This is a genomic window from Pseudomonas borbori (genome assembly GCF_900115555.1).
GTDB lineage: Bacteria > Pseudomonadota > Gammaproteobacteria > Pseudomonadales > Pseudomonadaceae > Aquipseudomonas > Aquipseudomonas borbori.
Genome location: NZ_FOWX01000003.1, coordinates 39,300 through 52,105, shown reverse-complemented (window position 1 = coordinate 52,105; position 12,806 = coordinate 39,300). Strand labels below are relative to the sequence as shown.

Here is a 12,806-nt window from a genome sequence, read left to right as displayed (position 1 = left end):
TCGAAGTGATAACGGAGTGAGTTATGGCTGGTCATTCCAAGTGGGCCAACATCAAGCACCGCAAAGGGCGCCAAGACGCCAAGCGCGGCAAGATCTTCACCAAGCTCATTCGTGAGCTGACCGTCGCCGCCAAGGGCGGTGGTCTGCCGGCGGACAATCCGCGTCTGCGCCTGGCCGTGGACAAGGCGCTGACCGCCAACATGACCCGCGACACCATCGATCGGGCGATCGCTCGTGGCGTCGGTTCGGACGAAGCCGACAACATGGTCGAGCTGAGCTACGAAGGCTATGCGCCCAGTGGCGTGGCGATCTTCGTCGAGGCCATGACCGATAACCGCAATCGCACCGCCGCCGAAGTACGCCACGCCTTTACCAAGTGCGGCGGCAATCTGGGCACCGATGGCTCGGTGGCCTACATGTTCGAGCGCAAGGGGCAGATCAGCTATGCCCCGGGGGTCGATGAAGACGCCCTGATGGAGGCTGCGCTGGAAGCCGGTGCCGACGATGTGGTCGGCGGCGAGGACGGCTCGGTCGAGGTCTATACCGCCTTTGCCGACTTTCACGCGGTAAACGAGGCGCTGAACAATGCCGGGTTCAGGGGCGACGAGGCCGAGGTGGCGATGATTCCGTCGATCAGTGCGCCCGTCAGCGACCTGGAAACCGCGCAGAAGGTGATCAGGCTGATCGACATGCTGGAAGACCTCGACGACGTGCAGAACGTCTACCACAACGCCGAGATCCCCGACGAGATCATGGAACAGCTTGGTTGATTGCTTGTTGGGTGCCAAGGACCGGAAGTTGCTGGGGAGCTGTTGCCCGCATGCCTCCGGTTTTTGTATGGCGATGCCCCCCGTTATCTGTTGAGCCAGATCGCAACCTCGTGGGAGGGACTTTGGCCGCGAAACATTGTCAGTGTTTCGAAGATTTTCGCGGATGAAGCGCAACGCCGCCCGGCCGCCCTACAAAAACGTTATCTCTGATGCAGCAGTTAACGGGTGCATAGCCTTTTTATGGCTGCCAGGTGGGTGACGGCACCGAAGGCCGGCCCTATACTCGCCAGCTGGATAGATAAACAGTATGGTTGCCGGCTTTGCTCGGCAGCTCGGGCGGATGGTAGGGCATGACGTTGATCCTCGGTATCGACCCCGGTTCGCGTATCACCGGTTATGGTGTGGTGCGTGATAGCGGGCGCAGTTGCGAATATGTCGCCTCGGGCTGTATTCGTACCGGCACTGGCTCGATGCCGGAGCGTTTGCAGATGGTTTTTCGTGGCGTGCGCGAGGTGATCGAGACCTATGGGCCGGTGACCATGGGCATCGAGCAGGTATTCATGGCGCGTAACCCGGACTCGGCACTCAAGCTCGGCCAGGCCCGTGGCGTGGCCATAGTGGCGGGGATCGAGGCGGGGCTGGATATCGCCGAGTACACCGCGACCCAGGTCAAACAGGCGATTGCTGGCAGCGGGGGGGCCGATAAAGAGCAGGTGCAGATGATGGTCATGCATTTGCTCAAACTGGTGCAGAAACCGCAGATCGATGCCTCGGATGCCCTGGCGATTGCGCTGTGCCATGCCCATCACCGGCAAAGCCTGATTCCACACGGTCTGGTCGCTGCCAAGCGGCGCGGCGGCCGCCTTCGGTTATAGCCTTATTCAAGGAAAGCAGCGGTGATTGGACGTTTATGCGGCACCCTGGCGGAGAAGCAGCCGCCGCATTTGATTCTGGATGTGAATGGCCTGGGCTACGAGCTGGAAGTGCCCATGACGACCTTGTACCGTTTGCCGGCGGTCGGCGAGCCGCTGACCCTGCACACTCACCTGGTGGTGCGCGAAGATGCGCACCTGCTCTACGGCTTTTTCGAGAAGCGCGAGCGCCAGCTGTTTCGCGAACTGATCCGGCTCAATGGCGTCGGTCCGAAACTGGCGCTGGCCCTGATGTCCGGGTTGGAGGTCGATGAGTTGGTGCGTTGCGTGCAGGCGCAAGACACCTCGGTACTGGTGAAAATCCCCGGGGTCGGCAAGAAAACCGCCGAACGCCTGCTGGTTGAATTGAAAGACCGCTTCAAGGCCTGGGAGGGCGTGCCGGGCATGGCGAGCCTGGTGGTTGAACCTCGCGGCGCTGGCGCAGTCCCACATGCGGAGAATGATGCAGTCAGTGCGCTTATTTCCCTCGGTTACAAGCCGCAAGAAGCCAGTCGTGCCGTCTCGGCCATCAAGCAGGATGGGTTGAGCAGTGAAGACATGATCCGTCGTGCCCTGAAGGGAATGGTGTAACTCCAGATGCTCGAAGCAGACCGCCTGATTACCGCCACCAGCCGCGACCGCGACGAGCAGGTGGATCGTGCCATTCGGCCGTTGAAGCTGGCCGAGTACATCGGCCAGCCGAACGTGCGCGAGCAGATGGAGCTGTTTATCCAGGCCGCCAGGGGGCGCAGTGAAGCCCTCGATCACACCCTGATCTTCGGTCCGCCGGGGCTGGGCAAGACCACCCTGGCCAATATCATCGCCCAGGAAATGGGCGTGTCGATCAAGAGCACCTCCGGCCCGGTGCTGGAGCGGCCGGGCGATCTGGCCGCGCTGCTGACCAATCTCGAGCCGGGCGATGTGCTGTTCATCGATGAAATCCATCGCCTGTCGCCGATCGTCGAGGAAGTGCTGTACCCGGCGATGGAAGACTTCCAGCTGGATATCATGATCGGCGAAGGCCCGGCCGCGCGTTCGATCAAGCTCGACTTGCCGGCCTTCACCCTGGTAGGCGCCACCACCCGCGCCGGCATGCTGACCAACCCGTTGCGCGATCGTTTCGGTATCGTCCAGCGTCTGGAGTTCTACAGCACCGAGGACCTGACCACCATCGTCACCCGTTCGGCAGGCATTCTCGGCTTGCCGATCGAGGCCCAGGGCGCCTTCGAGATCGCCCGGCGCGCCCGCGGTACGCCGCGCATTGCCAACCGCCTGCTGCGCCGGGTGCGGGATTTCGCCCAGGTGCGCGGCCAGGGCGACATCACCCGGCAGATTGCCGACTCGGCGCTGAACCTGCTGGATGTCGACGAGCGCGGCTTCGATCACCAGGATCGCCGGCTGTTGTTGACCATGATCGAGAAGTTCGATGGCGGCCCCGTGGGGGTCGACAGCCTGGCTGCGGCGATCAGCGAGGAGCGCCACACCATCGAAGATGTCCTGGAGCCCTACCTGATTCAGCAGGGCTACATCATGCGTACCCCGCGTGGGCGCGTGGTAACCCGGCATGCCTATCTGCATTTCGGCCTGAACATGCCGAATCGCATGGGGGATATGCCGTCCGTCGACTTGTTTGCTGCCGATGGCGAGTAAGCAAAAATACTTGCTGCCAGTGATTGGCAAGTTCAGGAGCTAGCACTAGAGTATGCACGCGCAAAACGGAGTTAAACCGTTCACCCATCGCTGTCGGGTTTATTTCGAAGACACCGACGCGGGCGGCATCGTCTACTACGTCAATTACCTCAAATTTATGGAACGGGCTCGCACCGAGTGTCTGCGTGATCTGGGTTTTCTCCAGTCGACGCTGGCCGAGGAGGGCCTGTTGTTCGTTGTGCATTCGGCTGAAGCGCGCTATCACGCGCCAGCCAGGCTCGACGACGAGTTACTGGTAAGCGCCGAAGTGATCGAATTAAACCGTGCCAGCCTGCGTTTTCGTCAACAGGTCAGGCGGGCAACGGATGATGCGCTGCTTTGTGAAGGGCAGTTTATGGTGGCCTGTGTGCGCGCCGACAATTTGAAACCCCGGGTCATTCCCCAAACTCTGCACACGGCCTTTGCCGGGCAGGGCGGCGCGGGCACATCTAGAGCAGGAGAGTAAGCGTGGAAGCCAACGCCGTTGACCATATGTCGATGTGGAGTCTGATCAGCAATGCCAGTCTGGTGGTCCAGTTGGTGATGTTGACGCTGGTGGCCGCCTCGGTCACCTCGTGGGTCATGATTTTCCAGCGCAGCACCCTGCTGCGCGCCGCCAAACGCGCCCTGGACAACTTCGAGGAGCGTTTCTGGTCGGGTATCGACCTGTCCAAGCTGTATCGTCAGGCGGGCAGCAACCCGGACCCGGACTCGGGCCTGGAACAGATCTTTCGTGCCGGTTTCAAGGAGTTCTCCCGTCTGCGTCAGCAGCAGGGGGTCGATCCCGATGCGGTGATGGACGGTGTGGCGCGCGGCATGCGCGTGGCCATTTCGCGCGAGGAAGAGAAGCTCGAACAGAGTCTGCCGTTCCTCGCCACCGTCGGTTCCACCAGCCCCTATATCGGTCTGTTCGGTACCGTGTGGGGGATCATGAACTCCTTCCGCGGTTTGGCTCAGGTGCAGCAAGCGACCCTGGCCACCGTCGCCCCGGGTATCGCCGAGGCGCTGATCGCCACCGCCATCGGTCTGTTCGCGGCGATTCCTGCGGTAATCGCCTACAACCGCTTCTCCGCGCGCGGGGAAATGCTGATCGGTCGTTATTACACCTTCGCCGACGAGTTCCAGGCGATCCTGCACCGTAAAGTCCATACCAGCGACGACTAAGCCTTAGGCACTCTCAAGATAGGTTTCAAGCCATGGCCAGAATTCGCAACAGACGCAAGCCGGTTTCCGAGATGAACGTGGTGCCTTACATCGACGTGATGCTGGTACTGCTGGTGATCTTCATGGTGACCGCACCGATGCTCAACCAGGGAGTCAAGGTCGATCTGCCGCAGGTCAGCAGTGAGGTCTTGCCGCAGGATAATAATGCTCAGGTGCTGACCATTTCGATCAAGGCCGACAAGTCCTATTACTGGAATATGGGTACGGAAGTCGATGTCGATACCGTGCAGGATCAAGCCATGACCCTGGAGGAAATGACCCGTGCGGTGACTGCGATCCTCAACCAGAGCCGCAGCCAGGGCAAGCAGGTGCAGGTGTTCGTGCGTGGTGACAAAGCGGTCGATTACGGCACGGTGATGCTGGCCATGGGTGGCCTGCAGCAGGCCGACGTGGGTAACGTCGGGCTGATTACCGAGGCCCCCTGATGCGCCAGGAACGCGAACCTTCACCTTCGGAAAGCCTGTTTTGGCCTGTGCTCTGGGCTGTGGCGCTGCATGCCCTGATGTTCGCCATGCTGTTCGTCAGTTTTGCCTTCGCTCCGGATTTGCCGCCGGCCAGGCCAATCGTGCAGGCGACCCTGTATCAACTGAAATCACAGAGTCAGGCGACCACTCAGACCAACCAGAAGATCGCCGGTGAGACCAAGAAAACCACCGCGCCGATCTATGAGACCGAACAACTCGAGCAGAAAAAGGCCGATCAGGAAAAACGGGCCGTTGCGGCAAAGGCTGCGGAACAAAAGAAGGCCGAGGAGGCTCGAAAGGCCGATGCGGCGAAGAAGGCCGATGCAGAAAAGAAGGCCGCCGAGCAGAAGAAGCTAGCCGCTATCGCCAAGAAGAAGGCGGCGGATGAAGCGGCGAAGAAGAAAGCGGCCGAAGACGCCAAGAAGAAAGCCGCCGAGGAGGCGAAGAAAAAAGCCGTAGCCGAGGCCGCCAGGAAAAAGGCCGCGGATGATGCGAAGAAAAAGGCCGCCGAGGCGGCTCAGCGCAAGGCCACTGAAGACAAGAAGGCCGCCGCATTGGCCGAGTTGTTGTCCGAGGATGTCGGTCGCCAGCAGGCGCTGGCCGATGAAGTGGGCGACCAGGTTGCCGGCAGTCTCGACGATCTGATCGTCAAGTTGGTCAGCGAGCAGTGGCGCAGGCCGCCATCGGCGCGTAACGGTATGAGTGTAGAAGTGCTGATCGAGATGTTGCCCGATGGCACCATCATCAACGCCAGTGTCACCCGCTCCAGCGGCGATTCGCCTTTCGACAGCTCCGCCATCCAAGCGGTGCGCAACGTTGGCCGTATCGCTGAAATGCAACAATTGGATCGCGCTACTTTCGATCGACTTTACCGGCAGCGACGTGCCGTCTTCAAACCGGAGGATTTAGGTCTGTGAATACCCTGATGCGTATCGTCCTGCTCGGTCTGGCCATGTTGGTCGGTTCCGTGCAGGCGGCTGATCCTTTGGTGATCAGCACTGGTACCGACCGTGCGACACCTATTGCCGTCGTGCCATTCGGCTGGCAAAGCGGAACAGTGCTGCCGGAGGACATGGCCGAGATCATCGGCAATGACCTGCGCAATTCGGGGGTGTTCGAGCCGATCCCGCGGCAGAACATGATCAGTCTGCCGACCCAGGCCAGCGAGATCATCTACCGCGACTGGCAAGCCCTGGGCGCGCAATATGTATTGGTTGGCAACATGCTGCCCAGCGGCGGTCGTTTGCAGGTGCAGTTCGCCCTGTTCAACGTGGCGACCCAGCAGCAGGTGCTGACCGGCAGCGTGGGCGGCGCAACCGACCAGTTGCGCGACATGGCGCACCATATCGCCGATCTGTCGTTCGAGAAGCTGACCGGGGTCAAGGGGGCGTTTTCCACGCGCATGCTGTATGTCACGGCCGAGCGCTTCTCGGTCAACAACACCCGCTATACCCTGCAGCGTTCCGACTACGACGGTGCTCGCGCGGTGACCTTGCTGCAATCGCGCGAGCCGATCCTGTCGCCGTCCTTTGCCCCGGATGGTCGGCGCATTGCCTACGTGTCGTTCGAGCAGAAGCGTCCGCGTATCTTCGTTCAGCACATCGACACCGGTCGGCGAGAGCAGATCACCAATTTCGACGGCCTCAACGGCGCGCCGTCCTGGTCGCCGGACGGCAGCCGGCTGGCATTCGTGCTGTCGAAGGATGGCAATCCGGAAATCTATGTGATGGACATGGGCTCGCGGCAGTTGCGGCGGGTGACCAATCAGGGCTCGATCGATACCGAACCGTTCTGGGGCAAGGATGGCAATACCATCTACTTCACCTCGGATCGATCCGGCAAGCCGCAGATCTACAAGACCAGCATCAACAGTGGCGCGGTGGAGCGGGTGACCTTCGTCGGCAACTACAACGCCAACCCGAAACTCTCCGCGGATGAGAAGACCCTGGTGATGATCCATCGCCAGGATGGTTACACCGTGTTCAAGGTAGCGGCGCAGGACCTGCAGCGGGGTAATTTGCGCATCCTTTCAGATACAAGTTTGGATGAGTCGCCCACTGTTGCGCCCAACGGCACCATGCTAATCTACGCGACCCGCCAGCAGGGTCGGGGAGTCTTGATGTTGGCGTCCATTAATGGACGCGTGAGGCTCCCTCTTCCTACCGCTCAAGGCGAAGTTCGAGAGCCTTCCTGGTCCCCCTACCTGAACTGATGCGGCGCTACACCGTTGGACTGTTTTTGAAATACTGCTTAACACACTGGGGTTCATTAGGAGTTACATGATGGAAATGCTGAAGTTTGGCAAATTTGCTGCACTGGGTCTGGCTCTGGCCGTTGCTGTTGGTTGTTCCTCCAAAGGCGGCGATGCTGCCGGTGAAGGCGCTGTAGATCCAAACGCTGGTTACGGTGCCGACACTGGCGCCGTAGATGGCAGCCTGAGCGAAGAAGCTGCTCTGCGCGCTATCACCACTTTCTACTTCGAATACGACAGCTCCGACCTGAAAGCCGAAGCTATGCGCGCACTCGACGTTCACGCTAAAGACCTGAAGGGTAATGGCGCTCGCGTCGTTCTGGAAGGCCACGCTGACGAGCGCGGCACCCGTGAATACAACATGGCTCTGGGCGAGCGTCGTTCGAAAGCCGTTCAGCGCTACCTGGTGCTGCAGGGTGTTTCCCCGGCGCAACTGGAACTGGTTTCCTACGGTGAAGAGCGTGCGATTGCCACTGGCAACGACGAGCAATCCTGGGCTCAGAACCGTCGCGTAGAACTGCGTAAGTAATAGCCATGCATACCTGCCGTCGTGCCTTGACTGTTTTGGCCCTCTGCCTGCCGTTCGCGGCTTGGGCCGAGGTTCCTGTGGTGGATAACAATGCCGATTATGGCAGCAGCAGTTACCCGCCATCTGGTTATGGCACGTCCGGCGCCTACGTCGGGGGAGGGGCTGAGGCCCCGACCTCGGCGCAAGGCATGGTGTTTACCCAGTTGCAGCAGATGCAGCAGGAAATCGCGCAACTGCGCGGCATGCTCGAAGAGCAACAGAATGAAATTCAACGTTTGAAGCAAGAAGGCCTGGAGCGTTACCAGGATCTTGATCGACGTTTGAGCAGTGGAGCAGCAGGCGCTGCGGCCACCCAGAATTCCCCAGCCGGTGGCGCTACTGGCGCCAGCGGTACTCCGGCATCGACTGCTGGCCAGGCGCAAGCGCCCGCCAACAATGGTCCGGCTGACCCTGAAAAGGAAAAGCTGTTTTACGACGCCGCCTTCGATCTGATCAAAGCCAAGGATTTCGCCAAGGCCAGCCAGGCGTTCAGCGCCTTTGTGCGTAAGTACCCGAACAGCCAATATGCCGGCAATGCCCAGTATTGGCTGGGTGAGGTAAACCTGGCTCAGGGCGATCTGCAGGCTGCCGGCCAGGCCTTTGCCCAGGTCAGTCAGTCCTATCCGCAGCATGCGAAGGTGCCGGACTCGTTGTTCAAGCTTGCCGACGTCGAAATGCGTCTGGGCAACGCAGACAAGGCCAAAGGCATTCTGCAGCAGGTGATTGCGAAGTATCCGGGTAGTTCTGCGGCGCAGCTGGCGCAGCGGGATTTGCAGCGGATACCGTAAAGCGGTATTGCCGAGCAAGAAGCCCGCGCCTGTCGCGGGTTTTTTATGCCCCGCCATCCCTGGCGGCCACCCTTCGGGCCGTTGCTACGCAACGTTAAAAATTTCTCCCGGAAATTTTTTCGTATACAATTCGCGCCCCTTTTCCCGCAACGGAGGCGGATGGCCTGTTTAGCCGTCACGCCCGTGGCTGATATGCAAGATACCCTGCGAATTACCGAGATTTTCTACTCGCTGCAGGGCGAGACGCGCACCGCCGGCTTGCCGACCGTGTTCGTTCGCCTGACCGGCTGCCCCCTGCGCTGCCAGTACTGCGACACCGCTTACGCCTTCAGCGGCGGCGAAGTCATGTCCCTGGACGCCATCGTCGAACAGATTGCCGGCTACCAGCCGCGCTACATCTGTGTGACCGGTGGCGAGCCGCTGGCGCAACCCAACTGCATCCCTTTGCTCAAGCGCTTGTGTGATGCCGGCTACCAGGTGTCGCTGGAAACCAGTGGCGCGCTGGATGTATCGGCGGTCGATCCGCGGGTGAGCAAGGTGCTCGACCTGAAGACACCGGGCTCGGCAGAAGTGGCGCGCAATCGCTACGAGAATATCGAGCTGTTGACGGTGAACGATCAGGTCAAGTTCGTGATTTGCTCGCGCGAAGACTATGACTGGGCGGTGACCAAGCTGATCCAGTATCGTCTGCACCAGCGCGCCGGCGAGGTACTGTTCTCGCCGAGCCACCATGAGTTGAGCGCGCGGTTGCTGGCCGACTGGATAGTCGCCGATAACCTGCCCGTGCGCCTGCAAATGCAGCTGCACAAGATTCTCTGGAACGACGAGCCGGGACACTGACATGAGCGACAAGAAAGCGGTCATTCTTCTCTCCGGCGGCCTGGATTCGGCCACCGTGGTAGCCCTGGCCAAGGCCGAGGGCTACAGCTGCTACAGCATGAGCTTCGATTATGGTCAGCGCCATCGCGCCGAATTGCAGGCGGCCGAGCGGGTGGCCAGGCAATTGGGGGTGGTCGAGCACAAGGTGGTCGGCCTGAGCCTCGATGGCATCGGCGGTTCGGCGCTGACCGACAGCAGCATCGCGGTGCCGGAAAGCCCCACCGAAGGCATTCCGGTCACCTACGTGCCGGCGCGCAATACCGTGTTCCTCGCCCTGGCCCTGGGCTGGGCCGAGGTGCTGGGCGCGCGCGATATCTTCATCGGGGTCAATGCGGTGGACTATTCCGGCTACCCGGATTGCCGGCCCGAGTTCATTGCGGCCTTCGAGCGCATGGCCAACCTGGCGACCAAGGCCGGGGTCGAAGGCCAGGGTTTCCGTATCCAGGCACCGCTGCAGAACATGAGCAAGGCCGAGATCGTCCAGGCGGGTCTGCGTCATGGCGTGGATTACGCCCTGACGGTGTCCTGCTACCAGGCCGACGAGGAGGGGCGTGCCTGCGGCAAATGCGACAGCTGTCGCCTGCGAGCGGCCGGTTTTGCCGCGGCGGGCGTAGCCGATCCGACCCGGTATCGCTAAAAGTTTTCTCCAGGTGTTGATTTCCTGAATTAAATCAGTATCATGCGCCCTGCATCGGGTCGTTAGCTCAGTTGGTAGAGCAGTTGGCTTTTAACCAATTGGTCGTAGGTTCGAATCCCACACGACCCACCAAACACCCTTCCACGGAAGGTTATAGAAAGCCCGGATGTCCTTATCGCAAAGGCATCCGGGCTTTTTTGTGTCCGCTGCTTTTACCCGCAGCCGCGGCTAGCCGGGGAATCAAGGCTTGTGAAACGCTTTCGCGACGGCGTTTTCAGCCTGAATAAGCAGTAGCGATCCTCATCCCTTATCGCGGTCATTGGCGTGACGGGCGGGGGAGGGGCGCGCCACAACAGCCGGTGCGGCAATCTCGCTTGCTGGGTTGGATCGTCTCCGGCCTGCAGCAGCCAGCTGGACGCAACGGGTGCTGGCTGAGTGGCGGCAAGGTTACCGGTCGGTCGGAGCGATTGCGATTATCGGCCTAGCGTTCGATAATCGCATCGTTGTCGCTCCCACCTGCTTTGGAGGTCGTATGACCGATGCGCGTCCGTCGCTGTCCGGCCTGGTGCCGCCGGTGTATGTTTCACCGGCCAAACGCATCGCCGAGCTGAGCGGCGATCCGAACTTCATGACCTCGCTGGCCCGAGGCCTGGCGGTGATCAATGCCTTCCAGGAGCGCAAGCGCCACCTGACCATCGCGCAGATCAGCCACCGCACCGAGATTCCCCGCGCGGCCGTGCGCCGCTGCCTGTATACCCTGATGAAACTGGGCTATGCGACCAGCGACGGACGTACCTATTCGCTGCTGCCCAAGGTGCTGACCCTCGGCCATGCCTACCTGTCGTCCACGCCCTTGGCGGTCTCGGCGCAGCCCTACCTGGACCGCATCAGCGAGCAGCTGCACGAGGCCTGCAACCTGGCCACCCTGGAAGGCGAGCAGGTGCTCTACATCGCCCGCTCGGCGATTCCACAGCGGCTGATCTCGGTGGACTTGAGCGTCGGCAGCCGCCTGCCGGCCTACTGCACGTCGATGGGCCGCATCCTCCTCGCCGCGCTGGACGACGACAGCCTGCACGATTACCTCAATCACGCCGATCTGCAGGCCAAGACCAGCCGCACCCTGCATACCCCGCAGGCGCTCTGGGAGTGCCTGCAGCAGGTGCGTCAGCAGGGCTGGTGCCTGGTCGATCAGGAGCTGGAGCAAGGGCTGCGTTCGTTGGCGGTGCCGGTGTACGACTCGTCCGGCCATGTACTGGCCGCGATGAACGTCAGCACCCATGCCGGGCGGGTGCCGGCCAGCGAACTGGAGCAGCGCTTCCTGCCGATCATGCTCAGCGCCAGCCGCGAGCTGAGCAGTCAGCTGTTCAAGCCAATGTAAACCGGGCGTGGTGGCGTTTCCTTGAGCGAATGTGTGCGGTTATCGCGCACTGACTATCTTGCTTCTGTTCAAATTCACTAAGCTGTCATAGCCGATGGGATGGCTGCCAACGAGTCGAGCGATAGGCTTGGCGGGTAGCTGTTGCCGACCGTTGATCGGTGCAGGCCACCCTATGGCTGTTTTGCCTGTATCAATAAAAGACTGTGGGCGGATGCCTTGCTTGTGCCGACCCTCAGCGTCAGAAAAACTATAAGAGCACCGTGAGCCATGGACTGTCGTCTGCTTAACGAGAAGAGTCGGGTATTTCACAATGCCGACCCCTACGCCGTCTCCGATTATGTCAATCAGCATGTCGGTTCGCATTGCATTCGTTTGCCGCAAAGTGGCCGGCCCGAGGCCAGTCTGAGCCACCGCACCTTCGGCAGCCTGGATCTGTGCCGGATCAGTTACGGCGGCAGTGTGCGGGTCACCTCGCCGGCTCTGGAAACCATCTACCACCTGCAGATCCTGTTGCAGGGGCATTGCCTGTGGCGTGGGCGGGGCGAGGAGCACTATTTCACCCCTGGCGAGCTGTTGCTGATCAACCCGGACGATCCGGTCGACCTGACCTATTCCGGCGACTGCGAGAAGTTCATCGTCAAGCTGCCAGCGACCTTTCTCGACCGGGCCTGCAGCGAAAATCACTGGCGCCGTCCGGTCGACGGCATCCGCTTCGGCGCACGGCATGACCTGCGCCAGCTGGACGGTTTCGTCAATCTGCTCGGTCTGGTCTGTGAAGAGGCGGAAAGCGCGCAACCGCTGGCCCAGGTGCAGGAGCAATACGCGCGGATCATTGCCACCAAGCTGCTCGGCCTGCTGGCCAACAACGTCGGGCGCGAGGAGCTGGGCGAAAGTTGCCGGTCGTTCGAGCGGATCGCCCAGTACATCGAAGACAATCTCAAGCAGGACATCGGCCTGCAGCAGCTGGCCGAGGTGGTACGCATGAGTCCGCGTTCGCTCTACGCGTTGTTCGAGCGCAACGCCGGCACCACGCCGAAGCACTACATCCGCAGCAAGAAACTGGAGAAGGTGCATGCCTGCCTGATCGATCCGACCGCCAAGGTGCGCAACGTCACCGAGGTGGCGCTGGATTACGGCTTCCTGCACCTGGGGCGTTTCTCGGAGAGCTACAAGAGCACCTTCGGCGAATTGCCCTCGGACACCCTGCGCCGGCGCGAGTCCTGATCCCTACGTTTTCGTATGGCCTG

General features: G+C 61.0%; 14 protein-coding genes, 1 tRNA gene and 1 pseudogene. All 16 read left to right on the top strand.

The genetic code is table 11. The features are described from left to right. The first annotated feature begins 23 nt into the window (after positions 1–23). The 16 genes and pseudogenes from BM315_RS02845 to BM315_RS02770 all read left to right on the top strand — a co-directional run bounded on the left by BM315_RS02845 (position 24) and on the right by BM315_RS02770 (position 12,783). Positions 24–770 (top strand): YebC/PmpR family DNA-binding transcriptional regulator, encoded by a 747-nt coding sequence (locus BM315_RS02845; RefSeq protein ID WP_090497622.1) that lies wholly within the window; start codon positions 24–26, stop codon positions 768–770. Between the two features lie 350 nt (positions 771–1,120). After that, the gene (ruvC, locus tag BM315_RS02840) at positions 1,121–1,645 is read left to right on the top strand and encodes a crossover junction endodeoxyribonuclease RuvC (RefSeq protein WP_090497620.1); all 525 of its coding nucleotides are present in this window, start codon (positions 1,121–1,123) and stop codon (positions 1,643–1,645) included. 21 nt (positions 1,646–1,666) lie between these two features. After that, positions 1,667–2,272 carry a Holliday junction branch migration protein RuvA gene (ruvA, locus tag BM315_RS02835; protein WP_090497618.1) on the top strand — a complete coding sequence of 202 codons (606 nt, stop codon included), beginning with the start codon at positions 1,667–1,669 and terminating at the stop codon, positions 2,270–2,272. Between the two features lie 6 nt (positions 2,273–2,278). Further along, entirely contained in the window at positions 2,279–3,331 is a 1,053-nt protein-coding gene (gene ruvB / locus BM315_RS02830) for a Holliday junction branch migration DNA helicase RuvB (protein ID WP_090497616.1), read from the top strand. A 52-nt stretch (positions 3,332–3,383) separates the two neighbouring features. After that, positions 3,384–3,858: pseudogene (gene ybgC / locus BM315_RS02825) on the top strand (tol-pal system-associated acyl-CoA thioesterase). Further along, positions 3,839–4,534, top strand: coding sequence for a protein TolQ (gene tolQ / locus BM315_RS02820; protein WP_090497612.1), 696 nt, complete (start codon positions 3,839–3,841; stop codon positions 4,532–4,534). Before ybgC ends, tolQ begins: the two are co-directional and overlap by 20 nt. Positions 4,535–4,566: 32 nt before the next feature. Continuing rightward, the gene (gene tolR / locus BM315_RS02815) at positions 4,567–5,019 is read left to right on the top strand and encodes a protein TolR (RefSeq protein WP_090497610.1); all 453 of its coding nucleotides are present in this window, start codon (positions 4,567–4,569) and stop codon (positions 5,017–5,019) included. Further along, a complete protein-coding gene (gene tolA, locus BM315_RS02810) occupies positions 5,019–5,975 on the top strand; it encodes a cell envelope integrity protein TolA (protein WP_090497608.1) in 957 nt (318 codons plus the stop codon). The genes tolR and tolA overlap by 1 nt, the downstream gene beginning before the upstream one ends. Further along, entirely contained in the window at positions 5,972–7,270 is a 1,299-nt protein-coding gene (gene tolB / locus BM315_RS02805; protein WP_090497606.1) for a Tol-Pal system beta propeller repeat protein TolB, read from the top strand. The genes tolA and tolB overlap by 4 nt, the downstream gene beginning before the upstream one ends. Before the next feature lie 70 nt (positions 7,271–7,340). Continuing rightward, on the top strand, positions 7,341–7,838 hold the full coding sequence (gene pal / locus BM315_RS02800) for a peptidoglycan-associated lipoprotein Pal (RefSeq protein ID WP_090497604.1): 498 nt from the start codon (positions 7,341–7,343) through the stop codon (positions 7,836–7,838). A 5-nt stretch (positions 7,839–7,843) separates the two neighbouring features. Continuing rightward, positions 7,844–8,665 (top strand): tol-pal system protein YbgF, encoded by an 822-nt coding sequence (gene ybgF / locus BM315_RS02795; protein ID WP_090497602.1) that lies wholly within the window; start codon positions 7,844–7,846, stop codon positions 8,663–8,665. A 192-nt stretch (positions 8,666–8,857) separates the two neighbouring features. Beyond that, entirely contained in the window at positions 8,858–9,505 is a 648-nt protein-coding gene (gene queE, locus BM315_RS02790; protein ID WP_090497600.1) for a 7-carboxy-7-deazaguanine synthase QueE, read from the top strand. A 1-nt stretch (position 9,506) separates the two neighbouring features. Further along, positions 9,507–10,181, top strand: coding sequence for a 7-cyano-7-deazaguanine synthase QueC (queC, locus tag BM315_RS02785; RefSeq protein ID WP_090497598.1), 675 nt, complete (start codon positions 9,507–9,509; stop codon positions 10,179–10,181). Between the two features lie 56 nt (positions 10,182–10,237). After that, positions 10,238–10,313 (top strand) — tRNA-Lys (locus BM315_RS02780). A gap of 400 nt (positions 10,314–10,713) precedes the next feature. After that, positions 10,714–11,559: an IclR family transcriptional regulator gene (locus BM315_RS02775; protein ID WP_090497597.1), complete on the top strand. Its 846-nt coding sequence runs from the start codon at positions 10,714–10,716 to the stop codon at positions 11,557–11,559. Between the two features lie 267 nt (positions 11,560–11,826). Further along, a complete protein-coding gene (locus BM315_RS02770) occupies positions 11,827–12,783 on the top strand; it encodes an AraC family transcriptional regulator (protein WP_090497595.1) in 957 nt (318 codons plus the stop codon). Positions 12,784–12,806: the final 23 nt, after the last annotated feature.